This window comes from Aquirufa sp. HETE-40SA, assembly GCF_054558635.1.
The window spans coordinates 899,506-925,948 of record NZ_JBPXKN010000001.1 but is presented as its reverse complement, the minus strand read 5'-3'; the positions used below and the strand labels follow the sequence as shown (position 1 = coordinate 925,948).

The following is a 26,443-nucleotide window of genomic DNA, read 5'->3' as shown; positions in this document are numbered from 1 at the left end:
ATGAAGCCTTATTTCATACTAGTTTTGCTGATTGCTTTAACGTCTTGTGAGGAGGTAGTTAACTTACCTAGTCCTATTTCGGATAATTACTTTGTTGTTGAAGGAAATTTGACTAATCAAAGTTCAGCTCAACAGATTATTTTGTCTCGTTCTCAAGATTACTTTGATCAAACAATTGCTCCTAAGTTAACTGGTGCTGAAGTGCTTGTAACAGATACCCTTGGAAATAGGTTTGATTTTAAAGAGAAAGTAGCCCTTAGCGGTATCTATGTATGGGAGCCGAGTGCACAGCAACCTACCTTAGGTAAAGTGGGGACCACCTTCACGTTGAATGTGAAGTGGCAGAACGAAATGATTACAGCGAAGGCTAAAATGAATCGTGTCCCACCCGTTGATTCTATTTTGTATCAATTTGACGAAGCAACAGGCCGTCAAGGAGCGAACGATAGCCCCAAGAATGGATATGATGCTCAGTTTTATGCACGTGATTTGCGCGGTTCAGGGGATTGCTATCGGGTAAAAACCTACGTGAATGGAAAGTTATTGAATGACCCGGATAATTTAACCCTTATTTATGATGCGGGTTTTCAAAAAGGGGCCTTGACGGATGGTCTTCTATTTATTTTACCCATTCGTCGCGCCATTTCCCCCCAGCTTTACTTAGAAAATGATCAGATAAAAGTGGAACTATGGTCCATTTCTGAGGACCAATTTAATTTTTATTCACAAGCTAGATTAGAGCTCAATAATGCTGGACTATTCTCGCGTCCAGCGGCTAATATTCCCACGAACATAAAAAACCTAAACGCTTCATCTAAACTAAAAGGAACAGGATGGTTTGGTGTTTCTGCTGTCAGCATGTTAGAAACAGTAGTTGATCCTAAAAAAGCACGAAAGGGTCTGAAATAAGTTATTCGAAATAAAATAACAGACTAATCGTATGTGAATTGTATTGATTTAGCCTAGAGAATGGGGAAGAACCACCTAATGGGCTGAGATATAAGTTATTCACCCCGTGAGAAAATTTCAATTCAGGATTGAATTTAAAAAATTTATAAAATTTTTCAAATCCGAAGCCATATTCTAGGGATACATCTGTCGTTTTAGCTTGAATTTGTTCCCCTGTCCTTTTCACATTCGCTTCAATACCGAGTTTAAATCCGCCTAAAATATAAATTCGATGGTTTTTTCTTCGAAGGGATCGGTACTTCAGATTTACCGGTATTTCTAACCAAGTAGATTCTCTGTAATAGGTTTTTGTGGGATTTATTCCGGTAGGTGTTACTTCATTAAACTCTATTTGGCGCTCGTACAAGGCTATATTTAATCCAGAACGAATCTCATAATGTTTGTCATACGCATAATTAATAGTGCCACCAATTTGGAATCCTGACGTCTTAGGTGAGCTGGCATTTAAGGCTAATCTGGGAGTTACATTGGATAGATTTAGGGGAGTAGCATCTAATAAAAAATTAGTAGATGCATGACTAATCATAAAACCAAAATGGACGGGTTTATTGTCATAGTATTCATCATGCAATTGCACGTATTTATTAACCTGGCTTTTCAGGGAAAAAGTAAGGCAAAGTGCTATAATTAATCCAAAGATGGTGCTTTTTTTCACGCGTTTTTTGCTTTTTTATGTCCTAAATAGATAGAACAAATTCCTCCCGTCATGGGGATCCATTGGGTATTCACAAATCCACATTCCTCATAAATTTTCAGGAAGTCTTTTCCATCTGGAAAGGCTTGAACGGATTCAGGAAGGTAGGTGTAAGCGGCCGGGTCTTTGGATATTAATTTACCTAACACGGGCAAACAAAATTTTGAATAGAAGCTATAGAGTTGCTTCATTGGGAAATTTTTAGGATTCGAAAATTCTAAAATCAAACAATGTCCACCAGGTTTTAATACACGGTACATCTCTTTCAAGCCTTTATCTAAGGTTTCATAGTTTCTTACGCCAAAACTAACGGTAATGGCATCGAAACTATTGTCCGAGAATGGAATTTTTTCGGAATCTCCTTTTTGCAAGGAAATGATGTTATCTAAGCCTAATTTCTTAATTTTTTCCACTCCAAAGGCTAACATACCCTCAGAAATGTCAATTCCAACGATTTTTTCTGGCTTAATTTTTAAGGCTTCAATGGCGAAATCTCCTGTACCAGTAGCAATATCTAAAACGGATTTGATCCCTTTGTTTTGCAATAATTTGATGGCTTTTTTTCGCCAAATAATATCAATCCCACCACTTAATAGATGATTCAGAAAATCATATTTGTGTGAGATGGAATTAAACATGTCAGCGACCTGTTCTTTTTTTCCTTTGGACTGATTCTTATAAGGGACTACCATAATTATAGGGAATTGGTTACGAACTAAACCAGTTCAATAAGCCAATGTTTCATAAAATTACCAAAAAAATCGTTTAAATCGCGCTCATATGGAAAACTGTCACCATGATCCACATGATAGCAAAGCTGATGACAAGGGAAATATTCACTAAAGAAGCAGCAAGTGGCGTATTTAGATTTAATTCATCTGAGTAGGTGATGACGGTCATTCCTACGGGTAAGATCAGACAGAGCATTAATAGATTCCTAAATCCTAAGTCAAATGGGAGGAGATAAAAGCAAATGCCACCTACTAAAAAACCCATAAAATAGCGTAGGGTCAATACTTGGAAAACGCGGAAATAGGTTTTTTTTGAGAGACGGACACTGAAGTAAATTCCCATTAAAAGTAACACAATGGCCTTATTGCCTGATGCAATGGTTGAAATGATGTCTAATGCAAAAGTGGGGAATTTGATTTCCAGTACATTAACTACCACACCAAGCACCATCGCTTGTAGCGGTGGAAGTGATAGGATTCTTTTGAAAATATGAGCAACAATATTTTCATTTTTAGGTCCTCTACTGAAATAGTTGCCCATTCCATAATTCACAATGAAATTTATTACAGAATTTCCGAGGTCAAACATGATGGCATAAGTTAAACCTTGTATTCCAAAAATACCTTCAATTAACGGATAGGCGAAAATGCCTAGGTTAAAACCAGCGCTACCGACCGTCATTACTCCTCGATTTTCTATTTCGGTTTTTTTGAATAAATGAAAAGCACTAAAGGATAAAAACATCCCAAATAACATCGCAATCAATGGTAGGTAGATGAGATCCCACGTGATATTTACCCGAATCATGGTAGAAAAAACCAATGCTGGGAACGTAGTATGCATCAGGAATTTCGATATCGATTTCCCATCGTGTTCCTGAATAAATCCCGCGCTTTTTAATGCATAACCGATGGCAATAATACAGAGAGCAGAACCAAAAACGATATTAGGATCAGTCATTTATATAGGCTTAGGAAGTGAAATGCGAAAAGTAGATCCCCTACTTATTTCGGTGGATTTTAAAATCAATTTCCCTTCATGGTAATTCTCAATAATTCGTTTCGCCAAAGTTAAACCCAAACCCCAGCCGCGTTTTTTGGTAGAAAAGCCTGGAGAGAAGATTTTAGAGGTATTACTGGCTAAGATACCTTTGCCTGTGTCAGATATGTCAATATGAATTTGATTATTCTTACCCTCCTTTAATTCAATTCTCAATTGTCCATTCCCACTCATGGCATCTACTCCGTTCTTACATATATTTTCAATCACCCATTCAAAAAGGTATTTATTGATGTTCGCTAATTGATTTGCGGCTAAAGAGGAATGGATTTCAATGGTTACTTTAGATGAAATTCGAATCTTTAAATAGTTGATAAATCCTTGAATCACCGACTCGATATCCTCTAATTTTAAAATAGGAGCAGACCCAATATTAGAGAATCGAGTGGTGATCGTTTCTAATCTTTGGATATCTTTCGATAATTCTATTACGATATCTGGATTGATATGCGGCTCATTTTTCAATAATTCTACCCAAGCTGTTAGAGAAGAAAGGGGGGTTCCTAATTGATGAGCCGTTTCTTTAGCTAATCCTACCCAAACCCGATTTTGCTCCGCTCTACGTGAATAGGAAAGAAAGATGTACCCTAAAAATCCGATGATTAATACCACTAATAATTGTGATAGTGGATAATAGCGTAATAATTTCAATAATTTAGAATTCCCATAATAGATGTATTCTTTCTGGAAACCCATGTCCATCTCGATGGGTTTGTTATTCTCAGCAATAATCTCGGCTAGTTTCTGTTGTAAAATTTCTTGCTTCTGTTCCGTACTTAGTGATTCTGTTAGGGGGATGTTGATGGAATTCAAATGTCCTGAACCATCTTTCCAAATCACGGGTATGGTATTATTCTCGTTTACTTTTTTGATACGTTCAAAAAAGAAATTAATATCTGCATTATTATCACTAGTCAAGGCATACCGTATGGTTTCAGCGTACAACTCAATTTGCTGTTTCTCCCGTTCCTCTAATTTAGAAACTAATCCATCTGTAAAATAAAGGGAGAATCCCGCCATCAAACTACTAACCGCAAAAAAGGCCACCTTCAACCAAGTATCTCGGTTGTAAAAGGCTAGAGGCAAGGAAAAATCTTTTACTAGTTTCATAATTCTTACCCTTAAAAGGGTACGTTCATCACAAATTACCAACCGTTTATCCAAAATCACAAATTAATTTTCTAAGGTACTTTGCATTACATAGTACCTTGCCTATATTTGCATTGTTAAATTAAACAAATAACCGATGGATATTGAAAATGCCAAGGTGCAAATGAGAAAAGGAATACTCGAATTTTGTATTCTAAAAATCATCTCAAAAGACGAGGTATATGCCTCGACGATGCTAGCGGAATTGACCTCTGCAAAAATTATGGTAGTTGAAGGGACTTTGTACCCTTTATTAACCCGTCTTAAAAATGCGGGTTTTTTAGATTACCGTTGGGTAGAATCAGCCTCCGGTCCACCTAGAAAATATTATTTATTAACTGAAAAAGGCCAGGAATTCTTAGCGGAAATGTCCTCGACTTGGGATGAATTGCAAGCATCCGTTAATCAAATTTCGAACGCTTCACCGCAGGCTTAACCAAAAAATATATGAAAAAGACTTTATCAATCAACATCGCTGGATTTGTCTTCCACATCGAGGAGGATGCCTATGCAACTTTGGACGCTTATTTAAAATCGATACATGCTTATTTTGCTGCTTTCGAAGGTTCGAAAGAGATTATCGCCGATATCGAGTCAAGTATTGCGGAGAAATTTTGGAACATCCGAGAAACTGAGAAAGTAGAAGCCATTTCGCAAGCTCACGTAGATGCCTTAATCGCTTCTTTAGGAACTATTGCTGATTTCAAGCAAGTGGAAGAAGAGGAAGACAAGAAGGAAGGATATACGGCACCTACATCAGAAGCCGGTCCTAAGGTATTCCGTCGTGATATCACCCGTAAGCAGCTAGGTGGAGTAGCAGCTGGTATTGCACGCTATTTTCAAGTAGACCCGATCTGGGTTCGGTTGATTTTATTAGTATTGCTGAGTGCAAGTTTCCCTTTGTTTCATGTAGGAAATATTGTTTTCTGGGCTTATATCATTCTTTGGGCAGCTATTCCGGGAGAAATGAATCCGGATGATGATAAGTCATATCGTAAGTTTTACCGCGACCCTGAGAAAAAAGTGATCGGTGGAGTTATGGCTGGTATTGCCGCTTACACGGGTTGGGATGTAGGATTATTGCGCGTTCTAGCAGTTTTGTCGGTGGGATTGTTTGGTTCAGGAGTCATTGCTTACCTCGTTATATTAGTCATTACGCCCGAGGCTAAGACGATGAAGGATAAAATGGAGATGACGGGTGAGCCGATCACGTTGGAAAATATCGAAAACAACATTAAGAAAAGTATTCAGCCAAATGAAACGGAAGAAAATGGCTTAACGAAAGTATTGTTATTTCCTTTCCGCATTTTTGCCACCGTTTTCTCTGCCTTGAAAGGGCCATTGAACATAATTAGATGGATCATTCAAATTTTTTTAGGGATCATATTGTCGATTTTAGGTATGGCATTTATTATCGCTTTGGTCGCTTTATGTACGGTTGGATTTACGGGAATTGACCAAGGGCAGCTTGTTCATATGGGCCCATTGCCACTTTATTTAATCGCGAAAGATCTTCCGTTCTGGACAGTTCCGGCTTTGGTTTTGGCTTTATTACCTCTATTTGTTTCGATCGCTATCGCAGGAGTCTCTTTATTAGCCAATCGTAAGTTCTACAACAAGACCTATAAGATAGTTTCGACTACCATGGTGATTGTAGGATGGATTGGGTTATTTGCTGCAGTTCCTTTTGTGGGCCGTAATTTCCAGCGTTCAGCCGCTTACAATCAGGTGAAAGATATCGCTGTTTCGGATTCTACAACCTATGTTTTAGATATCGATAAAAAAGACAATGAGACGATCTGGCAGATGATGTTAGGGGAAAAAGTGGAGGAGTTTACATTTGACTTTGATGATGATGAGGATAACCACGATTATAACGAGGAGCGCTTTAATCGTACGAATATCGAGATCGAAGGCTACGACGGGAAGACGATTCAGGTAATTACGTATGCGAAATCGCAAGGTTTAACGCGTAAAGAAGCAGAGTCTAATGCCAAAAAGATCAAGTATAATTACTTGCAAAAAGGGAAGGACTTGCGTTTTGATACACATTTTGGGCTATCTGACGCGCGATTTAGAGCACAACGATTGAAAGTGAAAATCATGATTCCGTATGGTAAATCCTTTAGCATGACGCGTGATTTTGCTTTATATATGGATAATGTGTTGGAATCAGGTTATTTTCATGAAGAGGGACAAGAGTTGTTCACCGGTTCGCTTTGGAGCTTCTCAGCAGATAAGGGTTTGATTTGTTTAAATAGAACTCCTCACAAGGATGAGGAATCTGAAAATGAGGATTTTTCAGATGAAAAGATGGGTTTTACGATCACGAAAGACCTAATTAATTTCAGTTCAATTTCTGGTTTGAATACGGAGTCTTCTCAGATCAAAATTACGAGAGGCGATCTTCCTAAAATTACTTATCGTGGAAATCAAGCGTTAGAGAGCTCTGCTCATGTGGAGAATAATGTATTAGTATTAGATAAAATTCAGCCTGGAATCCAGGTAGAAATTGTTGTACCAGAATTAACTAAGGTGGAACTTGGTGGAAATGCAAGTACAGAAATAGCAGGATTTACTTCGTCTAAATTTGATGTCATTTTGCGTGGCTTTCATTCGCTTACTTTGAAGGGTGGGGGAGATCAATTGAATGCAGGTTTATTTGATTCCGCGGAGTTAATTGCCAAGGATTTTACCGTTGAAAAAGCTTTTGTATCCCTTGATAAATATGCCAAAGTAGAGTTAAACGCCTCTAAAATGGTGCAAGGAAAGAAATATGAAAGTTCGAAATTCTCGAATAAAACAAATACAGGTGTGAGCTATAAATGGAATGTTATTAAATAACGTGCAACCTTTTTTAAAACGTCAGCATCTAGCAACAAATAAAAAAATATGAAAAAAATCTTGTCTTTATTCGCCGCCTTTTTAGTCGTATTTAGTTCATTCGCAGATCCTGCCGTAATAACTAAAAAATTCAAAGTAGCTAATTTCAAATCCATTGACTTAGGGAGTGCCTTTGAGGTACATGTTCACAAAGGGAATGTCTATGCCGTTTCCATTACGGGACGTGAAAAAGATTTGGAAGATATTGAGGTTACCTCGTCTGGAGGAAAATTGCAAATTGGATATGAGTCGACCTGGAATTGGGGTTGGAATAATAATCGATCGAAAGTAGTTGTTAATATTACCCTTCCTCGACTTGACAGTGGAGAATTTACGGGTGCTTGTAAAGTTGATTTACAAGGTTTTACTAACGAAGAGGAAATGCGTTTGTTGTTCTCTGGAGCGGCAAAGGGTGTAGCTGAGGGGCTAAGAACCGATAAATTGCGCATAGAATTAAGCGGTGCTTCAGATTTTAAAATGAGTGGTCAATCTGATTATTTAAAGATCGATGCCTCCGGAGCTAGTAGCTTGAAAGCATTAGAATTTTTGTCTCGTAATGTGGATGTAGAAGCTTCTGGTGCCAGCAGCGCTCAAGTACACGTTCAGAAAACTTTGCAAGTAGATGCTTCTGGTGCTTCCCATGTGAAATACAAAGGAAGTCCATTAATCAAGAAAGATCTTTCTGGCGCCGCATCGCTACACCAGGTTAATTAAAAAGTTTTTCACCGGCCTCGATTCGAATGGGGAGGGTGTTTTCCGCGGGAGGAATGGGACAGGCAAATTCTTCATTGTATGCACAATAGGGGTTATAAGCCAGATTAAAGTCCACCCGCAACCGATTGTTTTTTACATTTGTTAGGGGTAAATCTAGAAAACGTCCGCCTCCATAGGTTTCTGTGGGGGCGGATTTGTCTTTAAAGGGGAGGAAGAAGTCCCCGTTCTCGCGTTGATATAAGGTTAGCGTAACAGTGAAAGTCTGGATATCTGCTTTGATTTTGCCAAATAATATTAATTTCTCCGTGGTTCCATCCGTCATTTTTATATCCACTGATTGCGCTTTTTCTGCTTTTTCTAAGACGAAGTCGACGATGTAATCTTTGTTGAAGGAGTAGTATTTCAGACCCTTGAATTGGGTTTTGTCTTTAATGGGGGACTCTTCGCCAGCTTTAAAGGCGGCGTCTTTTTCGCGACGAATTTTCAGCACATCTGCTCCCGTTTCATCCACTGGTTTTGCCGTAGGAATGCTAAAATAGGCAAGAATGGCGATGATGGGAATCAGAAAGAGGAACCATTTGTTGAATTTCATAGGAATGCGTGTAATTTTGGGTACGCAAAAATAACAATTAATTCAGATGTTTACAGGTATTGTGGAGGCGATGGGATCGCTGGTAAAGACAGAAGCAAAAGGGACGAATGTGGAATTTTGGTTCACATGTCCATTCACGCAGGAATTGAAAGTGGATCAATCGCTCGCACACAACGGGGTTTGTCTGACTGTCGTAGAGATTCAAGGAGAGCAATACCGCGTAACGGCGATAGATGAGACCTTGCAGAAGACGAATTTGGGTGATTTGAAGATAGGCCAAAAAGTAAACCTAGAACGTTGCATGGCTGCCAATGCCCGCTTTGATGGACATATTGTACAAGGACACGTGGACTTAACAGGTGTTTGTACGGAAATCAAAGATCAACAAGGTAGTTGGGAATACCGTTTCTCTTATCCTAAAACGAGCGGACATGTGACGGTGGAAAAAGGTTCGATTTGTGTGAACGGTACTAGTCTAACCGTGGTGGATTCGCAGGATGATTCTTTTACGGTTTGCATCATTCCGTATACCTACGAACACACCGTTTTTCATCAGCTAATTGTAGGTGATCGGGTGAATTTAGAATTCGATATTCTAGGAAAGTATATTAAGAAATTAATGCAGCGATAGCTTTGTTCACTTTTTCAAAGCCAAAACGTTTCCAAGCGATCTCTTTTTGGTCTTGAATTTCTGCCAATCCTAAATTGCCTATACTGCCTAAGTGGGAGTGATTAATTTCGCGCGTACTTCCATCGAAAGCACCGTCCTCGATCTTTTTACCCACGATTTGGTAAGCCTCTCTGAAGGGAACGCCTTGCACGACTAATTTATTGACTTCTTCTACCGAGAATAATAAATCGTATTTCGAGTCCACTAAGAGGTCTTTCTTCACTTTCATATGGCTTACCATATAGTGCGTGATCTCTAATCCGTCCAAAATCTCCTCAATCGCCGGCATCAACAACTCCTTCGTTAATTGGAATTCGCGGTGGTATCCTGACGGTAAGTTGCTCGTCAATAATTGTAATTGATTCGGTAATGCCTTCAGTTTGTTGGCTTTTCCACGCAATAATTCCGCGACGTCTGGATTCTTTTTATGCGGCATAATGGAGCTTCCTGTCGTTAAAGAGCTAGGGAGTTCAATGAAACCGAAGTTTTGGGAATTGTACAAGCACACATCCATCGCTAATTTACTCAGCGTCGTGGCGATCTGCGCAATGGCTGTTAAGACAAATAATTCGGTCTTTCCACGCGATAATTGCGCGTTCACGACGTTCACGTGCGGCGATTCGAAGCCTAATAATTCCGTGGTGTATTTTCTGTCCAAAGGAAAGGACGATCCATATCCAGCACCAGAACCCAGCGGGTTCTTGTTGGCTAGACGGAAGGCTGCCTCCAGTAATTCAATATCTTCTACCAAGCTCTCTGCGTAAGCTCCGAACCAAAGTCCAAAAGATGAAGGCATTGCAATCTGCAAGTGCGTGTAACCTGGTAATAAATCATTTTTATGGGCTTCGCTTTTGGCGATTAATAAGTCAAACAAACGCTCCACCGCGTCAGCGATGTGTTGGATTTCAGCCCGCATAAACAATTTTAAATCCACTAAAACTTGGTCGTTTCTAGAACGCCCCGCGTGAATTTTCTTGCCCTGATCACCTAACTTCTGCGTTAATAAATACTCGATTTGGGAATGCACATCTTCCATTCCGTCTTCGATAGTGAAATCGCCGGCTTCGATTTGGGCATAAATAGCTTTCAATTCAGCGCACAAAGGGCCTAATTCGTCTGACCCCAGCAAACCTACTTTCTCTAACATCTTGATGTGAGCCAGTGACCCCAGCACATCGTAGCGCGCTAATTGCAAGTCATACACGGGGTCATTCCCAATCGTGAATTTCTCGATTTTAGCGTCTGTCGTCTGATTTTCTTTTTGCCAAAGTTTTGCCACAATCTTAAATGCTTAGGGTTGTTAGGAGATTTTGATAAGTTTGGATGCCCTGTTTCAGTTCATCCAAGAAAATATATTCGTCTGCCGTGTGCGATCTGCCGGAGTGTCCGGGACCGATTTTGACAGAGGGTATCGTTAATAAAGCTTGATCGGAAAGGGTAGGAGAGCCGAATAAGTTGATGCCTAAACCTTTTGCCGCTTGCACTAGCGGATGAGTTTCCTCCATTCTGCTAGAGTTTAAACGCATCGATCTCGGCGTTAATTCGGCCTGAACGATGGTTTTTAATGCTGCCAGCACTTCTTCCAAAGAATAACATTCATTCACCCGGCAATCGATCACGTAATCGCAAGTATCTGGAACCACATTGTGTTGTTTGCCTGCGTTGATGACGGTTACCGTCGTTTTTACAGGTCCTAATAAGTCCGAAACCTTCGCGAATGAATGGTTTTGAATGTGTTGGATATCCTCCAAAGCCAAATAAATCGCATTCACCCCCTCATTTCTCGCCGCGTGGCCCGCAATCCCTTTTACTTTCGCATCTACGACCATCAGGCCTTTTTCCGCAATTGCCATCGCGCAATCGGTAGGTTCTCCCACGATCGCAAAATCGATACGAGGTAATTCACCTGATTGTAATAATGCTTCTATTCCTCCAGTTCCCGATATTTCTTCCTCTGCGGTAGCTGCTAATAGAAGGTTGAAGCCGAGGTTTTCTACAGCGTAAAAAGAGACAAAGGTCGCCATCAAACAAACCAAACTAGCGCCTGCATCATTCGAACCTAAGCCGATCAGTTTCCCGTCTTGTTCTGTCGCTTTGAATGGATCAAAGGTCCAGGAAGCATTCGCCTTTACGGTGTCGTGGTGGGAATTCAATAGAATGGTAGGCTTAGAAGCATCGAAATGCAAATTCGTAGCCCACACATTATTTCCTAAGCGATTAGCCGAAATACCCTGAGTCGTAAAAAAGTCCATCAAAATCTGCGCTGTCCCTTGCTCCTCCTTACTCAAAGAGGGGCAGGCTATTAGCTGAGCTAATAGGTCTTTCGCGGCTAGAAATTGACTTTCTTGGTACATGTTAGGCACTTATTTTTGTTCCTATTTCGGTTTTCTGCAGGTTATCTGCGTGGCATAATCTGACCACGGAAACACCTTCTGAGATCGCCTTTAGGGCATTCTCTAATTTCGGGATCATCCCAGCAGAGACGATTCCTTTTTCTCTTAATTCGATAAACGAGGCGGGATTTATGGAGTTAATCACTGAATCATCGTCAGTCGGGTCCAATAAAACGCCTTTCTTTTCAAAGCAATAGGTTAAGGTAACATCATAAGATGAGCTGAGGGCAATCGCCAAAGCCTGTGCCATCGTATCCGCATTCGTATTCAATAGTTGACCGGCTACATCTGCCGTAATGGGAGCGAAGATGGGAGCGAATCCAGCGGCGATTAAGCCTGAAAGGGAATCTGCATTAACCGACACTATATCACCCACAAAACCATAATCGATAGGCGTTGTGGCTCTCTTTTTCGAAAGTACGATTCGACCATCTGGCCCCGTAAGGCCTAAAGCATTACAGGAAAGACCTTGTAATTCAGCCACAATTGATTTATTAATCCAACCCGCATAAACCATCGTCACAATACGAAGGCTTTCTTCGTCTGTCACCCGTCTACCCTCAATCATTTGACTCTCGATACCCATCGAAGCTGCCATTTGAGTGGCAATCTTACCACCTCCGTGCACCAGCAATTTAGGGCCAGTCAGAGAAGCAAAGTCCTGCAAAAAGCTAGCCAGGGCGGAAGGATTGTCGATGACATTTCCGCCTATTTTAACTACTTGAAGGGTGGGTTTAGAAGACATTAGAATAAATAAGGGCTCTCCGTTCTCATGATGGTTAAAATCATTTCCTTTAAAACAGCCTGTGCCGCCCAAACCCGGTTACCCGCTTGTTGAATCACAATCGAATTAGGGGAATCGATCACTTCGTCAGCGACTACTAAATTCCGTCTAACCGGAAGGCAGTGCATGAATTTGGCATTGTTTGTAAGGCTCATTTTCGCGGCATCCACCATCCAAGCTGGATCGGAAGAAAGTATTTTTCCGTAGTCTTGGTAGGATGACCAGTTTTTGGCATAAATAAAATCAGCACCCTCATAGGCCTCTTTAGGGTCGTAGCAAATCTTCGCATTTCCTGCGAATTCTGGAGCTAATTCATAGCCTTTCGGGTGTGCAATCGTGAAATCCACGTCAGCGTGATTCATCCATTCCGAGAAGGAATTAGGCACACATTGCGGTAAGGCTTTCACATGCGGAGCCCAAGTCAACACCACTTTAGGACGCTCTACGGTCTTGAACTCGTTGATTGTAATTAAATCTGTCAAGGACTGCAAAGGGTGGCGTGTTGCTGATTCCAAACTAAGGAATGGGCGTCCCGTATATTTCAAGAACTGGTTTAACACCTGTTCGCTATAATCTAATTCTCTATCTACTAAACCAGGGAAACTACGCACCCCTACGATATCGCAATAGGAGCCTACGACAGCTGCGGCTTCTGAAATATGTTCTGCCTTGTCACCATTCATGATGACGCCTTCGTTCATTTCTAGTTGCCAAGAATCGGCTCCCACATTCATGATCATAACCTCCATTCCGAGGTTTTGAGCAGCTTTTTGGGTAGAAAGGCGCGTCCGAAGACTCGAGTTGAAGAATAATAAGCCGAGCGTACGGTTTTTCCCAATGTGCTTATCAGCATACGGGGTCTTCTTCATCAACAAAGCCTCATTGACTAAGTTTTGAATATTGTAAGCGTCTTTAACCGAAGTGAAATTTTGCATGCGTTTAGCTGTCTAACATTGGCAATTCAGTAAAATTACTGAAAAAGATCAGTATCGAAGGCGTTCCCAGGTGAAAACTTGCATAGGGTTTTCGAGTGCCAGTGTTTTCTCCCCTGTTTTTTGGAAGTCGTTTTTCTCCAAAACCCGTTGCGATCCCACATTGTTCACCGGTGTTTCCGCGCGAATAATACGTAATCCGGAATCTTGAAAAGCCCAATCGCATAAGGCCTGCACCGCTTCGGTGGTAATTCCCTGTCCTCTGAATTTCTGATCCAGCGCATAACCGATCTCGGTGGCTCCATCGTTGTCTGGCAATCCCGCAAAACCAATCCCCCCTACAGAGCAGGACGAAGCCGTCAAAATTATTTCCCAATTTGTGTACCAATAATAGTCCAATGGAAATTTTGCTGTTTGAGGAATCCAATAATCGCGTAATGCTTGAACGGTTTCTTGTTCATAAAACAATTCCAAATTCCAATGGTTAGGTTGAAGTTCTAGTATTTTTTCTAGATCTTTGCGCCCCGATTGCAGCCATACTTGCAGCAGCGGATTGTTCAATGGGATTAAAGTAAGACGCGGTGTGCGGAGTTGAATCATCATATTGGACTACAAATTACCCATTTTGGTCGCAAAAAAGAAGGCCTTTAAATTGAATGTACAAATTTTGCATTCGTTAAATAAGATGTTTAAACAACAAACAATGAAAAAATTAGTAACACTTTTTGCACTGATGAGCTTGTCATTAACAGCTATCTCCCAAGTCCCTGGTGGATTTGGTGGTTTCGGTGCAGCGCCTAAGAAAGAGACAGTGATTCCTGGTACAGCGCAATCAGCGCCTAAAGGAAGTGCAAAAATCATCGGATTCCTTTTAGATTCGACAGATTCAAAGCCAGTGGAATTCGCCACTTTGGCCCTTATTAATACAAAGACAAACAAACCAGTTGATGGTACTGTAGCAGACGGTGTAGGTAAATTTACCTTAAACAAAGTCGCTGTAGGATCCTATAAAATTGTGGTATCTTTTATCGGTTATGATAGCAAAACCATTTTTGTGAATGTAACAGAAAAGAATGATGACCAGGATTTAGGTGTGATCAAATTAGCACAAAGTTCTAAAATGCTTTCTGAGGTAACAGTGGAAGGCCAACGCGCATTAATAGAGGAGCGTGTGGATCGCACCGTATATAATGCAGAAAAAGATGCTTCGAATCGGGGCGGAGATGCAACAGATGTATTGAAAAAAGTCCCAATGCTTTCTGTCGACTTAGATGGTAACCCTTCTTTGCGTGGTTCTACTAGTGTGAAAGTGTTAATTAATAACAAGCCTTCTACTATTATGGCATCTAGTATTGCGGATGCGTTGAGACAAATTCCTGCAGATATGATTAAAACGGTGGAGGTAATTACTTCGCCTTCAGCTAGATACGATGCAGAGGGTAGTGCTGGTATTATTAATATCGTTACGAAAAAGAATACTTTACAAGGATTAACCTTGTCATTTGATTCCTCTGCAGGTGTCCGTGGTTCAAATTTATCATTAAATGGAAACTTTAGAAATAAAAACTGGGGAATGTCATTAGGTGGTTTTGGCCGTTCAGAATACAATGTGAATGGTAAATTCGAGAGTACTCAAATTACGACTAATAATGGTTTACAGACGACTAACGTTCAGACAGCAGAGACGCGTCGCGAAGGAATTTTTGGAAACTACCAATTGGGTTTTGATTGGGACATCAATAAATTTAATTCAATTACAGCAAGTTCACGTTTTGGATTGCGTAACGGAAATAACTGGCAAGATGGTTTGCAACAAATTAGAAACGGCAACATCACATCACTTCGCAACACGAATTCCTTAGATAACTCGGCGAACGTTGATATCAATGTGGATTATACGCATACGTTCTCGAAACCACAAAAGGAGTTCTCTATCTTGTCCATGTATAGCCGTAATAATCGAGCTAACGATTTCTATAACTTGATAATGAATCCTAAATCTACTATGTCAGAGATTATGAATTCGATTAAGAATGAGAATACCTCTTATAACGAAGAGGCTACCTTCCAAATGGATTACCAAACTCCAGTAGGAAAGAATCAATTAATTGAATTTGGAGGTAAAGGAATTTTACGTAATGTAACATCTGATTATAAGTCATTTACAGCGGCATCAGATGGACTATATACTCAAGTGAATTCCGCGATTTTACCCTCCAACGTGTTTGACTACAATCAGAATATCTATAGTACCTATGGATCTTACACTTTGACGACTAAAAACAAGTGGAGTATTAAGACAGGTGCTAGATATGAGTACACGGATATTTCAGCCAGTTTCTTGAAGAAAGAAGGTCAAAATACAGTGATTCCAGCTTATGGTGTTCTAGTTCCGAGTTTTAATATGTCAAAAACATTCAAGTCAGGTACTTGGAGATTCAGCTATAACCGTCGTATTCAACGTCCAGGAATTCAAAATTTGAATCCAAACGTAAATGCAACGAACCCGTTGAATATCTCAACGGGAAACCCGAATTTAGCTCCGGAATACACGAACAATTATGAAGTTTCCTTCAGCAAATTTGTGAAACAAACCTACGTTTCTACGTCCTTCTTTATCAGAAATACTACCGGTGCAATTAATCAAATTAGAGAGGTATTCGGGGATACAGTCAAAACGACATCTCAAAATATTGGTAATGAAGATGCATACGGTGTGAATGTAAACTTAAATGTTAACCTGTCTAATAAATTAATGATTGGAGGAGGAGGAGATCTTTCCTATATGCTGTTAGCAAATAATGTTCCAGATCCATTGTTAAATGCAAAGAACCAAGGATTGCAGTCTAACTTCCGTGTATTTGGTAATTACAATATGGGAAATGGTTGGGGAGCTCAAATTTTCTCCTTTTACCGAGTTAATCAAGTTCAGTTGCAGGGGTCTCAAGGAGGTTTTGGAATTTACAGCTTAAGCTTTAAAAAGGACTTTAAGAATAAGAAAGGAAGTGTTGGTTTTGGTGCGGAGAATTTCTTTACTCCAGAAGGTTTTGTTATTCGTAGCGAAACTCAAACACCAATTATCAATTCTAAAAGTGAGAATACGTTGAGAAACATGAACTTTAAAATCAATTTCTCTTACCGAATCGGTAAGATGTCATTCGGTCCTACGAAAAAGAAGAAATCGGTTAATAATGATGATACGAAAGGCGAGGGGGATGCAGCTCCAGCAGCTCCACAACAACCAATGGGTATGCCAGGCATGCGTATGGGTGGCGGCGGAGGTGGCTTCGGTGGCCCACGTTAATCTTTGCTAGCAAAATAAAAAAGGGAACCTGTTGAGGGTTCCCTTTTTTTATGGCAAATTTATTGCGTTCGACTATTTATTGCGTTCTATGGTGTAACTGATGAGATCTCCTAACGAGTTTCGATACGCCGAAGCAGGGAAGGTGGCTAAGATAGTTCTCGCTTCTTCAGCGATTTCATTCATCTTTTTATTTGCATAAGAGAGACCTCCTGTTGATTTGACAAAGTCAATGACCTCGCGTACTTTATTGGAATCCTCCGATTCTTTTTTAATCAATTGGATGATGTGCTTTTTAGTCGAGTTGTCCGTATTTTGTAGGGCATAAATCAATGGTAAGGTCATCTTTTTTTCTTTGATGTCAATTCCCAATGGTTTACCTATTTCGGCATCCCCATAATCAAACAAATCGTCCTTGATTTGAAAGGCAATGCCCACTTTCTCTCCAAATATACGCGCCTTCTCTACTAGTTCTTTTTCCGCCCCAGCAGATTGAAATCCAACTGCGCAGCAAGCTGCGATCAGGGTGGCCGTTTTCTTTGTTATAATATCAAAATAAATATCTTCTGTGATATCAAGTTTTCTGGCTTTTTCAATTTGTAATAATTCCCCCTCAGCCATCTCTCTAACAGCAGTAGATACGGATTTTAACAGATCGAAATCTTCATGTTCAACCGAAAGCAACAAGCCTTTAGACAGCAAATAGTCTCCTACTAAGACGGCAATTTTATTCTTCCAAATAGCATTAATGGAAAAGAATCCTCTTCTATAATTCGAGTCATCTACGACATCGTCATGAACTAAAGTAGCGGTGTGCAATAATTCGATTAGAGCGGCGCCTCTGAATGTTTTTTCGGTTATTTCTCCTACACAGCCTGCTGTCAAAAAAACGAACATGGGACGCATCTGTTTACCCTTTCTTTGGACAATATAATGCATGATGGTGTCGAGCAACATCACTTTTGTCTTCATGAAAGCTTTGAACTTCCCTTCGAATGCCTTCATCGAATCATCGATGGGGGCTTGAATTGAAGAGATGGAGTAGGACATACGGATTGTTTGAATCAGTAAATTGCGTAAATTTAATCAGATTTGTGGATAAAAAGGTATTATGAGTAAGATTTTAGTCTTAGCGGGTGGGTCAGTGAAGGGAGCCTTTCAAGCCGGTGTAATCAAGGCCCTTTTTGAAAAAGGATATCAGCCTGATGCTATCTATGGTGTGTCTGCTGGGAGTTTAAATGCCGCCTATTTAGTGAATCAATTTGGGAAGCAAGTGAATGAAGGTTTACCCATTTCTTATCCACAAGCAGCTCAAGATTTATGGGATTTTTGGGAGCAACGAATTACCCACCCAGCATGCTTATCAAAACCCTTTTCTATTTTTCAATTAGGATGGACTGCTTTGACTAAGAAGTTCAAAGGACTAGTGGACACAACACCTTTGCGGGAGTTATTAATGGATGTACTTCATTTGCGTAACCTAAACGCGAGTCCTATATCCCTTAAGGTAGGTGCTGTCAATATAATAGAAGGGGCTATGCATTATGTGGACCCAAGTTTTGAGAATTTTTTGGACTATTTGATGGCTTCTTCGGCTGTGCCTATTTTGATGCCTGTGGTGGAGATGGAGGGCGAGAAGCGAAAATCATACCTTGATGGAGGATTGCGTGACGTGGCACCATTACATAAGGCTATCCAGGATGGCGCAACAGAAGTAGTGGTAATCGCCTGCCATACCGAGATGATAGAGGGAGGAGATTTTGATTCTGGTGATCTGTTAGCTTTAGTAGATCGGGTGATGGATATCGCAGTGAATGAGATTTTGAATGCAGACTTAAAAATGTCTCGATCTGAAGTAAAATTGACCATTATTCGCCCAAAACAACCGTTGAGTATCGATATTCAGCGCTTTACTAAAATGGACATTCGTCGAATGTTAGAGACCGGTTATGCGCTAGGAATGAGTGAATAAAAAAAGCCTCGAATTTCGAGGCTTTCTGTTTATACCGACATGATGTCTTTTTCCTTCTCGGCAAAGATTTGATCGATCTTCGCGATATAGGCATCTGTTTTCTTTTGGATCTTATCTTCTGCCTCTTTAATCGCATCTTCCGATACGCCATCCCCTTTTAACTTCTTGATGCTATTGTTTCCGTCTTGACGCGCATTGCGGATATTAATCTTAGCCACCTCAATTTCTTGCTTACAACGCTTGACTAAATCACGGCGACGGTCTTCTGTCAAAGGAGGAATCGATAAACGTATGATTTCACCATCATTCATGGGATTTAATCCCAAGCTTGAATTACGAATAGACTTCTCGATTTCAGCGAAAATTCCCTTTTCAAAAGGCTTAATCGCAATCGTACGCGCGTCCGGAGTCGTAATCGATGCAGCACCTGAAATAGGCGTTTGCATCCCATAATAATCAATAGTCAAGCCATCCAGCATGGATGTGCTTGCTTTTCCTGCTCTAATTTTTGATAATTCGATACTTAAGTGCTTGATCGCCCCATCCATGGTTTCGACGGTTGCGTCAATATAGAATTCGATTTCTTCCATTTTATCAATTAACTAATTAATGTTCCAACATCCTTACCCGATACTAAGGCGGCTAAATTCCCTTCTTTGTTCATGTCAAACACAATGATGGGAACGTTATTTTCTTGGCATAAGGTAAACGCCGTGGTATCCATAATTTTTAAACCTTTCGAGATAGCTTCACCGAAGCTCAAGTTTGCATAGCGCGTGGCTGAGGAATCTTTTTCTGGATCGGCTGTGTAAACGCCATCTACACGGGTTCCTTTTAACACCACATCTGCTTCGATTTCAATCGCACGTAGGGAGGCAGTAGAGTCCGTCGTGAAATACGGGTTACCAGTTCCTGCACCAAAAATCACGATACGACCTTTTTCTAAGTGACGCATGGCACGGCGACGGATGAAAGGTTCACAAACTGCTTCTACTTTGATAGCTGTCATCATGCGCGTATACAATCCTTGTTTTTCCAAAGATGCCTGTACCGCCATTCCGTTAATAACGGTCGCTAACATGCCCATGTAATCGCCTTGAACACGGTCGATGCCCGCTTTTGCTGCGCTTGCGCCGCGGAAAATATTTCCTCCACCAATAACGATGGCTACCTCAACTCCTAAATCATGCACTTTTTTAATTTCAGCTGCATATTGACCTAGAATGTTCGGATCAATCACTTCTCCATCTGTCGAAAGAGATTCGCCTGAAAGTTTCAATAAAATGCGTTTGTATTTAGGTTCTTTCATGAGGAGCTCGTTTATGTCGATTTTGTGCGTTGCAAATTTAGGAAAAATCTAGGTCTAGGCAAGGCTTTCGTCCTTCGCTTTAGGTAATTTATACCAAGGCAAATAGGGATGCGCATGGTGTTCATAATGATAGCCAAAAAAGTAGCACGAAATAAACGCCCAGAAATGGTTTTTGCCTTGGCTTCTGGATTGTTGTTTATTCTCAGGAGCATGTTCTCCCCGGTGTGGCAGATACGTTCCGAAAATAAATAATTGAAGCGTACTCAAGATCGCTGGCAATTCCCAAAACAGAATCAAATTCCACATGGGAAACCAGATTTTCAAAATGTTATAGGTAATCGCCATCGCCAGCACCTGTTTCCATGTTACATATTGCCAAATAAATTTGAACCACCAGAATAAAAAAGGACCTTGATGAACATCTGGGTCATTATTTGTGTTCACGTGGGCGTGGTGCAAATGGTGTTTTGACCGTAAGGTACTATAATCATTAAAGGCAAAAAGGAGGGTGCAGAAACGCCCAATTGCGTGATTTAGACGGGGATTCTCCGCATAAACAACTCCATGGATGGCATCGTGCGAGGTAATAAATAAGCCGGTGTACAAATGGGTTTGAAACAGAATGGCTATATAAATCCAAGGATCTGACCAGCTGAAATCGGTGTTTATCCAGTAGGCTAAATTCGCGCTCCAAAGGGTAATCAAAACCGCAGCCCAAATAATTCCCTGAAATTTATTTACTTTGTTCATAAATTAGCTAGGTTATCTAGCACCTATATGACCTCAAAACTATGAAAATTGTTCCAGCATTGCTGCTTTTTATTTTGTCTTTTACATTTTTTGCCGGTGCGCAAAGTAATTCCACTTCCAGCTTGTCCACCTATTGCAATCCAATGAACTTGGATTACGGTTTTACACCCATCCCGAATTTTTCAGAGCAAGGTCGTCACAGGGCAACGGCAGATCCGGTGATTTCGTATTTTAAAGATAAATATTACTTGTTTTCCACGAATCAATGGGGCTATTGGTGGAGTAAGGATATGCTGAAATGGAACTTTGTCTCTCGTCGATTTTTACAGCCTTACCACAAAGTGTATGACGAACTGTGTGCACCGGCGACGATTACCTTAGGTGATAGTTTGTTAGTGATAGGTTCTACGTATGCGAAGGATTTTACACTTTGGTATTCCCAAAAGCCTGAAACAGACACGTGGAAAGAAGCCGTGCATGCCTTTTCAGCAGGGGCCTGGGATCCCGCTTTCTTTTTAGATGACGATAACCGATTGTATTTGTACCATGGTTCGAGCAATTTCTACCCCATGTATGGACAGGAAATCGATCGTAAGACCTTGCAACCAATCGGGGAGCGTAAGGATTTGATTAAGCTGAATGATGAATTGCATGGTTGGGAGCGCTTTGGGGAATACCAAGATAATACCTTCTTGAAACCCTTTATGGAAGGCGCTTGGATGAATAAATACAAGGGTAAGTATTATTTGCAATATGGGGCGCCAGGAACTGAATTTTCGGCTTATGGGGATGGTGTTTACACGTCAGATCATCCGATGGGACCCTTCACATATCAAGCGCATAATCCGTTTTCGTTTAAGCCGGGTGGATTTACTCGCGGTGCGGGTCACGGGGCTACTTTTGAAGGACAATATGGTAACTGGTGGCATGTAACGACGATTACAATTGCGGTGAAGAATAGTTTTGAGCGTCGCTTAGGACTTTGGCCTACGTATTTTGATAAAGACGGGATTATGTTTACAAATACAGCTTACGGGGATTATCCGCATCATATGCCTACGAAAAAAGTAGATCAACCTTCTGAATTATTTACGGGTTGGATGCTCTTGAATTACAATAAGCCAGTCCGTGTTTCATCTAGTTTACCAGGTTATTCGGCAAATTTTGCGGTGGATGAGCAAATGAAAACCTATTGGTCTGCGGCCTCTTCTAAAAAAGGGGAGTGGATTGAGACCGATTTAGGGGAGGTTTCTACGCTGAAAGCTTTGCAGATTAATTATGCAGATCAGGATGTGGATTCGAGTTTCCTCGGAAAGATCAATGGAATTTACCACCAGTACCAAGTGATGGGAAGCAAGGATGGGAAAAACTGGTCTCTGATTATTGATAAGTCTACGAATAAAACGGATGTCCCTCACGATTATATTGAATTGAAAAAGCCAGTGGAAGTGCGCTATTTAAAGCTAGTGAATCACCACATGGCAGCTGGGAAATTTGCGATTTCAGGTATACGGGCCTTCGGTTTTGGACATGGTGAAAAACCAGAAGTGGTTAAGGATTTATTGGTGTTACGAGGAGAACACGATTCACGAAGTGCTTGGTTAAAATGGGGACATAAGCCGAATGCGACAGGTTATGTAATCTATTCTGGCATAGCTCCAGATAAAATGTATACCTCGGTGCAGGTTTTCGGGAGTAATGAATATTATTTCAAATCGATGGATCGTGGCAAGACGTATTATTTCCAAATAGAGGCCTTCAACGAGAACGGAATAGGGGAACGAGGACCCATCATTGAATCAAAAATAATTGAATCAAAATCAAGCCTTTGATCGATTGATTTCGTATACACCGATTAACAAAACAACCATCGCGATGACTTGCGAAACGTATACTTGTTCACCATCGAAAACGCCCCAGCCCACGGCTACAATTGGAATAATGTAGGTCACTGAACTAGCTACAATGGCATTTGTCCATTTAATCAACTGGTTGAATAAAACCATAGCGATCGCAGAGCCGAAAACACCTAAAGAACAAGCCGCTAAAAATGGCCACCATTCAATGGGCTGTGAGAAGAATCCGGTGGAGGCCAATAGGATCAATGACAGAGGACCTATCGCCATAAATATACCTGAGGTAGAAGTGAAGGGATTCAATCCTGAAAATTTCGTCTTGATAATGTGCAAATTGATACCGTACAAGAAAGTAGCTAAGACTACCCAAAGCGCGTGGTAATTAAAATCTAACTGAAAACCTTCTCCACCTACGATCAAACCGAAACAACCGGCGATGCCTAGAACGATTCCCAGTATTTGGCGCCATTGAAAACCTTGTTTAAACAAAAGAATTCCAACAATCAGTGTAAAAAGTGGCGTAAAGGCATTCAACATTCCCGATAGGGCGGAGGTTAAATGTTTTCCTGCTATGGAAAATAAGATGGCAGGTAGTAGATTTCCAGTCAAACCTGCTAATAAGAAGCTCTTCCAATGTTCCTTTTTTACCTCATATCTTTGTTTTAAGAATATCGGAATAAAGAAGATGAAGGCCGCAAATATCCGCAGGGCACCCACTTGCGGAGAACTGTAATAGGCTAAACTTTTCTTGACTAAAATGAAAGAACTACCCCAAATTAACGAAAGCGCGATAAAGGCTAAAATGACGAGTACTACAGGGAATTTTTGTTTGTTTTCCATTAGGCATGTAAAGGTTCTCCAGCGTAATGCGCTGAAATTTCGTTTAGAATTTCTTTGATCTCCTCGAAGTCATAGGTTGTCACTAAACGAGTTCTAAAAGGTTTGAAATGATCCATTCCGCGGAAATAATTGGCGTAATGACGTCGCATTTCGACTATACCACCGTGGTTTCCTTTCCAGCGGATAGAAAAATCTAAGTGGTCTAAGCAAACTTGTAAGCGTTGTTGTAGGGTAGGAGGGTCTAAATGTTCTCCAGTAGCTAAATAGTGTTTGATCTCATTGAAAATCCAAGGATAGCCTATGGATGCTCGACCTATCATGATACCATCTACTTCATAGCGGTCGCGGTATTCTTTGGCCTTTTCCGGTGAATCGATGTCGCCATTACCGAAAATGGGGATATTAATCCGGGGATTTTTCTTCACTTTCGAAATCAATTCCCAGTCCGCCGCGCCTTTGTACATCTGGACGCGTGTTCTTCCGTGAACAGTAAGTGCCTGTATTCCAATATCTTGAAGACGTTCAGCTACATCCTCGATATTTTTTGTCGAGTCATCCCAGCCTAGGCGTGTTTTGACGGTTACTGGTAAATGAGTGGCATCCACAACAGCCTTTGTCATCGCTACCATTTTGGGAATATCTTGCAATAAAGCGGCTCCTGCGCCTCTGCAGGCTACCTGTTTTACTGGACAGCCATAATTGATGTCAATTAAATCAGGTCCTGCCTTCGTCGCAATTTCTGTACAAGAAGCCATAGTTTCAATGGAGCTGCCAAAAAGTTGAATCCCAATCGGGCGTTCATATTCAAAAATATCGAGTTTTTGAACGCTTTTTGCTGCATCTCGAATCAGTCCTTCGGAAGAAATAAATTCCGTATACATCAAATCAGCACCATTTGCCTTACAAACTGCCCGGAAGGGTGGATCCGAGACGTCCTCCATAGGAGCTAAAAGCAATGGAAATGAGCCTAGCTCGATGTTACCTATCTTTACCATTCTGATTAAAAATTCCGTAAATTTACGAGCATTATGGTAGATAACAATTTTCAAGGGCCCGAACGTTACATTGGATTACTTTCCAAAATCCTGATTTTATTTGGATTTTTCCTTTTAGGGGGCTTTATCGGTCAATTTATTGGTTTATTGTCTGTTGTGATTATTACAGGAATGCCCATAACTAATGAACTGGCACTTCAAAAATCAACGATTGATTTTTTAGTACATCCTCAAAATTATGAAAATGGCTTGCGCGCCTTACTGGCGATGCAGTGGTTTTCGGCTCTTTTTACTTTTGTTGCTAGTTCATGGGCCTATTTGCGTTGGTCTGAGAAACGCGATTTAAATTCGCTTTCCACCAATACAAGACCAGATTACCGCATCTTCTTATGGTCTATCATTACGATTTTAGTGGGCATGCCGCTGCTTGAATATATTATTCAATGGAACCAATCCTTGGTTTTGCCTGCCGGATTTGAGGAGACGGAGAAATGGATGCGTGCTTCAGAGACCCAGCTAGCTGAATTGACAAAGTTTTTAGTCAATTTCCAAAGCCCTGCTGATTTTGCCATAGGTTTATCTGTCATTGCGGGATTAGCTGCTCTAGGGGAGGAATTATTTTTTAGAGGTGTATTACAGAATTTGTTTGAACGCTACGTGGGGAATCATCATGTGGCTATTTGGGCTTCAGCGGCGATATTTAGCTTTATTCATTTTCAGTTTTTTGGCTTTTTCCCGCGCTTGTTGTTAGGGGCATTTTTTGGCTATTTATATGTTTGGAACAGAAATATTTGGATACCTATCATCGCACACTTCTTTAATAATGGGTGGGCGTTGACAATGCAATATTTACATCAGCAGAAACAAATTGCAGTTGATCCGGAGAAATTAGGGGAAATTACCCCTTGGTGGTCTGTGGTGATTTCTTTGGCTTTAGTCGTGTTTTATATTCGTCGACTTCATAGCTTTCAATTAGAAAAATAAGGATTATGGGCTTAAGAGAGATGTCTAATTTGCAACAACGCGTGATCGCAGCCATCATTGCGGTGCCGTTTTTGCTTTTCTGCGTGTTGTTTAGCGATTATACTTTTTTAGGTTTGTTCCTATTAATTGGCGTGGCTGCGCAATTGGAGTTTTATAAGCTCGTAGGAAGTATCAGCGATAATTTACCTTTGACTTTTTACGGTACATTCTGCGGAGTTGTACTCCATTTATTGACATTTTTTATCGAAAAAGGGGAGATCGCCTATTCGAATTATTATATTCTTTCACCGTTATTGGCTTTGATTTTCTTCATTAAGTTGTACAATGCGAAAGATGAGAAGCCATTCAAAAATATCGCTTACACTTTTTTAGGAATTATTTATGTAGCGCTTCCTTTCGCTTTACTGACGGTTTTAGCATTCTTGAAGAATGAAACCTATGATCCCCAAATTATCTTAGGATGTCTTTTTTTATTATGGGCCAGTGATTCAGGAGCCTATTTTGCCGGTACTAAATTTGGTAAAACGAAGTTATTTGAACGTGTTTCTCCTAAGAAATCGTGGGAAGGCAGTGTAGGGGGGTTAATCGCTGCGATGATTGTGGCCTATGTATTATCGATGTATTATACGAATTACGAGTCTTGGCAATGGTTTGGCATCGGAATTATTATCGTGGTGGCAGGTACTTATGGTGATTTAGTGGAATCATTATTCAAACGAAGTATTAATATTAAAGACTCAGCAGACACGATTCCGGGTCATGGTGGTTTTTTAGATCGCTTTGATGGACTTTTGTTATCGATTCCATTCATTATTACTTTCTTAAAATTATTTCCAAACACAAAGCTTTAACAGGCTTTAACAGC

General features: G+C 40.6%; 26 protein-coding genes. 10 read left to right on the top strand and 16 right to left on the bottom strand.

Annotated elements, in window-relative coordinates; genetic code table 11:
- Positions 1-909 carry a DUF4249 domain-containing protein gene (locus tag ACRZ9O_RS04210; protein WP_459456662.1) on the top strand — a complete coding sequence of 303 codons (909 nt, stop codon included), beginning with the start codon at positions 1-3 and terminating at the stop codon, positions 907-909.
- A 1-nt stretch (position 910) separates the two neighbouring features.
- Here the strand turns inward: ACRZ9O_RS04210 and porT are convergent, their stop codons facing one another.
- From porT to ACRZ9O_RS04190, 4 genes are all read right to left on the bottom strand, one after another.
- Entirely contained in the window at positions 911-1,624 is a 714-nt protein-coding gene (porT, locus tag ACRZ9O_RS04205) for a type IX secretion/gliding motility protein PorT/SprT (protein WP_459456660.1), read from the bottom strand.
- A complete protein-coding gene (gene ubiE, locus ACRZ9O_RS04200; protein WP_459457038.1) occupies positions 1,621-2,358 on the bottom strand; it encodes a bifunctional demethylmenaquinone methyltransferase/2-methoxy-6-polyprenyl-1,4-benzoquinol methylase UbiE in 738 nt (245 codons plus the stop codon). Before ubiE ends, porT begins: the two co-directional genes overlap by 4 nt.
- A 70-nt stretch (positions 2,359-2,428) precedes the next feature.
- Entirely contained in the window at positions 2,429-3,355 is a 927-nt protein-coding gene (locus tag ACRZ9O_RS04195; protein WP_459456658.1) for an AEC family transporter, read from the bottom strand.
- Positions 3,356-4,564 (bottom strand): sensor histidine kinase, encoded by a 1,209-nt coding sequence (locus ACRZ9O_RS04190; protein WP_459456656.1) that lies wholly within the window; start codon positions 4,562-4,564, stop codon positions 3,356-3,358.
- A 136-nt stretch (positions 4,565-4,700) separates the two neighbouring features.
- On the opposite strand from ACRZ9O_RS04190, the gene ACRZ9O_RS04185 reads away from it, so the two are divergent.
- From ACRZ9O_RS04185 to ACRZ9O_RS04175, 3 genes are read left to right on the top strand one after another with little or no spacing between them, the layout of a single operon-like run.
- Complete coding sequence (locus tag ACRZ9O_RS04185; protein ID WP_459456654.1) at positions 4,701-5,039, top strand: PadR family transcriptional regulator; 339 nt, start codon at positions 4,701-4,703, stop codon at positions 5,037-5,039.
- Between the two features lie 11 nt (positions 5,040-5,050).
- Entirely contained in the window at positions 5,051-7,447 is a 2,397-nt protein-coding gene (locus ACRZ9O_RS04180) for a PspC domain-containing protein (protein ID WP_459456653.1), read from the top strand.
- A gap of 48 nt (positions 7,448-7,495) precedes the next feature.
- Positions 7,496-8,200, top strand: a complete 705-nt coding sequence (locus tag ACRZ9O_RS04175; RefSeq protein ID WP_459456652.1) for a head GIN domain-containing protein — start codon at positions 7,496-7,498, stop codon at positions 8,198-8,200.
- On the opposite strand, the gene ACRZ9O_RS04170 is transcribed toward ACRZ9O_RS04175, so the two are convergent.
- The gene (locus ACRZ9O_RS04170; RefSeq protein WP_459456650.1) at positions 8,193-8,792 is read right to left on the bottom strand and encodes a DUF1684 domain-containing protein; all 600 of its coding nucleotides are present in this window, start codon (positions 8,790-8,792) and stop codon (positions 8,193-8,195) included. The genes ACRZ9O_RS04175 and ACRZ9O_RS04170 overlap by 8 nt on opposite strands.
- 46 nt (positions 8,793-8,838) lie before the next feature.
- Here ACRZ9O_RS04170 and ACRZ9O_RS04165 point away from each other — a divergent pair, with 46 nt between their 5' ends.
- Positions 8,839-9,423 (top strand): riboflavin synthase, encoded by a 585-nt coding sequence (locus ACRZ9O_RS04165; protein WP_459456648.1) that lies wholly within the window; start codon positions 8,839-8,841, stop codon positions 9,421-9,423.
- On the opposite strand, the gene argH is transcribed toward ACRZ9O_RS04165, so the two are convergent.
- From argH to ACRZ9O_RS04140, 5 genes are read right to left on the bottom strand one after another with little or no spacing between them, the layout of a single operon-like run.
- Positions 9,401-10,741: an argininosuccinate lyase gene (gene argH / locus ACRZ9O_RS04160; protein WP_459456646.1), complete on the bottom strand. Its 1,341-nt coding sequence runs from the start codon at positions 10,739-10,741 to the stop codon at positions 9,401-9,403. The genes ACRZ9O_RS04165 and argH overlap by 23 nt on opposite strands.
- 4 nt (positions 10,742-10,745) lie before the next feature.
- Positions 10,746-11,816, bottom strand: coding sequence for a M20 family metallo-hydrolase (locus ACRZ9O_RS04155; protein WP_459456644.1), 1,071 nt, complete (start codon positions 11,814-11,816; stop codon positions 10,746-10,748).
- A gap of 1 nt (position 11,817) precedes the next feature.
- Positions 11,818-12,600 (bottom strand): acetylglutamate kinase, encoded by a 783-nt coding sequence (gene argB, locus ACRZ9O_RS04150; RefSeq protein ID WP_459456642.1) that lies wholly within the window; start codon positions 12,598-12,600, stop codon positions 11,818-11,820.
- The gene (locus ACRZ9O_RS04145; protein ID WP_459456640.1) at positions 12,600-13,574 is read right to left on the bottom strand and encodes a Rossmann-fold NAD(P)-binding domain-containing protein; all 975 of its coding nucleotides are present in this window, start codon (positions 13,572-13,574) and stop codon (positions 12,600-12,602) included. Before ACRZ9O_RS04145 ends, argB begins: the two co-directional genes overlap by 1 nt.
- 48 nt (positions 13,575-13,622) lie before the next feature.
- A complete protein-coding gene (locus ACRZ9O_RS04140; RefSeq protein WP_459456638.1) occupies positions 13,623-14,174 on the bottom strand; it encodes a GNAT family N-acetyltransferase in 552 nt (183 codons plus the stop codon).
- A gap of 100 nt (positions 14,175-14,274) precedes the next feature.
- On the opposite strand from ACRZ9O_RS04140, the gene ACRZ9O_RS04135 reads away from it, so the two are divergent.
- Positions 14,275-16,875 carry a TonB-dependent receptor domain-containing protein gene (locus ACRZ9O_RS04135; RefSeq protein WP_459456636.1) on the top strand — a complete coding sequence of 867 codons (2,601 nt, stop codon included), beginning with the start codon at positions 14,275-14,277 and terminating at the stop codon, positions 16,873-16,875.
- A 72-nt stretch (positions 16,876-16,947) separates the two neighbouring features.
- On the opposite strand, the gene ACRZ9O_RS04130 is transcribed toward ACRZ9O_RS04135, so the two are convergent.
- A complete protein-coding gene (locus ACRZ9O_RS04130; RefSeq protein ID WP_459456634.1) occupies positions 16,948-17,922 on the bottom strand; it encodes a polyprenyl synthetase family protein in 975 nt (324 codons plus the stop codon).
- A 61-nt stretch (positions 17,923-17,983) separates the two neighbouring features.
- Between ACRZ9O_RS04130 and ACRZ9O_RS04125 the strand changes: the two genes are divergently transcribed.
- Positions 17,984-18,844: a patatin-like phospholipase family protein gene (locus ACRZ9O_RS04125; protein ID WP_459456632.1), complete on the top strand. Its 861-nt coding sequence runs from the start codon at positions 17,984-17,986 to the stop codon at positions 18,842-18,844.
- Between the two features lie 29 nt (positions 18,845-18,873).
- Here the strand turns inward: ACRZ9O_RS04125 and frr are convergent, their stop codons facing one another.
- The 3 genes from frr to ACRZ9O_RS04110 are packed head-to-tail and all read right to left on the bottom strand — an operon-like array spanning position 18,874 to position 20,903.
- Positions 18,874-19,434: a ribosome recycling factor gene (frr, locus tag ACRZ9O_RS04120; protein WP_459456631.1), complete on the bottom strand. Its 561-nt coding sequence runs from the start codon at positions 19,432-19,434 to the stop codon at positions 18,874-18,876.
- 8 nt (positions 19,435-19,442) lie between these two features.
- Positions 19,443-20,153: a UMP kinase gene (pyrH, locus tag ACRZ9O_RS04115; RefSeq protein WP_459456629.1), complete on the bottom strand. Its 711-nt coding sequence runs from the start codon at positions 20,151-20,153 to the stop codon at positions 19,443-19,445.
- A 54-nt stretch (positions 20,154-20,207) separates the two neighbouring features.
- Positions 20,208-20,903 carry a fatty acid desaturase gene (locus tag ACRZ9O_RS04110; RefSeq protein ID WP_459456627.1) on the bottom strand — a complete coding sequence of 232 codons (696 nt, stop codon included), beginning with the start codon at positions 20,901-20,903 and terminating at the stop codon, positions 20,208-20,210.
- 41 nt (positions 20,904-20,944) lie between these two features.
- Between ACRZ9O_RS04110 and ACRZ9O_RS04105 the strand changes: the two genes are divergently transcribed.
- Positions 20,945-22,735 (top strand): family 43 glycosylhydrolase, encoded by a 1,791-nt coding sequence (locus ACRZ9O_RS04105; RefSeq protein ID WP_459456625.1) that lies wholly within the window; start codon positions 20,945-20,947, stop codon positions 22,733-22,735.
- Here the strand turns inward: ACRZ9O_RS04105 and ACRZ9O_RS04100 are convergent.
- Positions 22,724-23,599, bottom strand: coding sequence for a DMT family transporter (locus ACRZ9O_RS04100; RefSeq protein ID WP_459456623.1), 876 nt, complete (start codon positions 23,597-23,599; stop codon positions 22,724-22,726). The genes ACRZ9O_RS04105 and ACRZ9O_RS04100 overlap by 12 nt on opposite strands.
- A complete protein-coding gene (gene dusB / locus ACRZ9O_RS04095; RefSeq protein WP_459456621.1) occupies positions 23,599-24,594 on the bottom strand; it encodes a tRNA dihydrouridine synthase DusB in 996 nt (331 codons plus the stop codon). The genes ACRZ9O_RS04100 and dusB overlap by 1 nt, the downstream gene beginning before the upstream one ends.
- Positions 24,595-24,627: 33 nt before the next feature.
- On the opposite strand from dusB, the gene ACRZ9O_RS04090 reads away from it, so the two are divergent.
- Entirely contained in the window at positions 24,628-25,578 is a 951-nt protein-coding gene (locus tag ACRZ9O_RS04090) for a CPBP family intramembrane glutamic endopeptidase (RefSeq protein ID WP_459456619.1), read from the top strand.
- Between the two features lie 5 nt (positions 25,579-25,583).
- Complete coding sequence (locus ACRZ9O_RS04085; protein ID WP_459456617.1) at positions 25,584-26,429, top strand: phosphatidate cytidylyltransferase; 846 nt, start codon at positions 25,584-25,586, stop codon at positions 26,427-26,429.
- Positions 26,430-26,443: the final 14 nt, after the last annotated feature.

Bases quoted from the DNA above. Each gene is read 5' to 3' on its own strand.
- ACRZ9O_RS04210 (WP_459456662.1), top strand. From the start codon at position 1: ATGAAGCCTTATTTCATACTAGTTTTGCTGATTGCTTTAACGTCTTGT.
- ACRZ9O_RS04195 (WP_459456658.1), bottom strand. From the start codon at position 3,355: ATGACTGATCCTAATATCGTTTTTGGTTCTGCTCTCTGTATTATTGCC.
- ACRZ9O_RS04190 (WP_459456656.1), bottom strand. From the start codon at position 4,564: ATGAAACTAGTAAAAGATTTTTCCTTGCCTCTAGCCTTTTACAACCGA.
- ACRZ9O_RS04185 (WP_459456654.1), top strand. From the start codon at position 4,701: ATGGATATTGAAAATGCCAAGGTGCAAATGAGAAAAGGAATACTCGAA.
- ACRZ9O_RS04180 (WP_459456653.1), top strand. From the start codon at position 5,051: ATGAAAAAGACTTTATCAATCAACATCGCTGGATTTGTCTTCCACATC.
- ACRZ9O_RS04175 (WP_459456652.1), top strand. From the start codon at position 7,496: ATGAAAAAAATCTTGTCTTTATTCGCCGCCTTTTTAGTCGTATTTAGT.
- ACRZ9O_RS04170 (WP_459456650.1), bottom strand. From the start codon at position 8,792: ATGAAATTCAACAAATGGTTCCTCTTTCTGATTCCCATCATCGCCATT.
- ACRZ9O_RS04165 (WP_459456648.1), top strand. From the start codon at position 8,839: ATGTTTACAGGTATTGTGGAGGCGATGGGATCGCTGGTAAAGACAGAA.
- ACRZ9O_RS04155 (WP_459456644.1), bottom strand. From the start codon at position 11,816: ATGTACCAAGAAAGTCAATTTCTAGCCGCGAAAGACCTATTAGCTCAG.
- argB (WP_459456642.1), bottom strand. From the start codon at position 12,600: ATGTCTTCTAAACCCACCCTTCAAGTAGTTAAAATAGGCGGAAATGTC.
- ACRZ9O_RS04145 (WP_459456640.1), bottom strand. From the start codon at position 13,574: ATGCAAAATTTCACTTCGGTTAAAGACGCTTACAATATTCAAAACTTA.
- ACRZ9O_RS04140 (WP_459456638.1), bottom strand. From the start codon at position 14,174: ATGATGATTCAACTCCGCACACCGCGTCTTACTTTAATCCCATTGAAC.
- ACRZ9O_RS04135 (WP_459456636.1), top strand. From the start codon at position 14,275: ATGAAAAAATTAGTAACACTTTTTGCACTGATGAGCTTGTCATTAACA.
- ACRZ9O_RS04130 (WP_459456634.1), bottom strand. From the start codon at position 17,922: ATGTCCTACTCCATCTCTTCAATTCAAGCCCCCATCGATGATTCGATG.
- ACRZ9O_RS04125 (WP_459456632.1), top strand. From the start codon at position 17,984: ATGAGTAAGATTTTAGTCTTAGCGGGTGGGTCAGTGAAGGGAGCCTTT.
- frr (WP_459456631.1), bottom strand. From the start codon at position 19,434: ATGGAAGAAATCGAATTCTATATTGACGCAACCGTCGAAACCATGGAT.
- pyrH (WP_459456629.1), bottom strand. From the start codon at position 20,153: ATGAAAGAACCTAAATACAAACGCATTTTATTGAAACTTTCAGGCGAA.
- ACRZ9O_RS04110 (WP_459456627.1), bottom strand. From the start codon at position 20,903: ATGAACAAAGTAAATAAATTTCAGGGAATTATTTGGGCTGCGGTTTTG.
- ACRZ9O_RS04105 (WP_459456625.1), top strand. From the start codon at position 20,945: ATGAAAATTGTTCCAGCATTGCTGCTTTTTATTTTGTCTTTTACATTT.
- ACRZ9O_RS04100 (WP_459456623.1), bottom strand. From the start codon at position 23,599: ATGGAAAACAAACAAAAATTCCCTGTAGTACTCGTCATTTTAGCCTTT.
- dusB (WP_459456621.1), bottom strand. From the start codon at position 24,594: ATGGTAAAGATAGGTAACATCGAGCTAGGCTCATTTCCATTGCTTTTA.
- ACRZ9O_RS04090 (WP_459456619.1), top strand. From the start codon at position 24,628: ATGGTAGATAACAATTTTCAAGGGCCCGAACGTTACATTGGATTACTT.
- ACRZ9O_RS04085 (WP_459456617.1), top strand. From the start codon at position 25,584: ATGGGCTTAAGAGAGATGTCTAATTTGCAACAACGCGTGATCGCAGCC.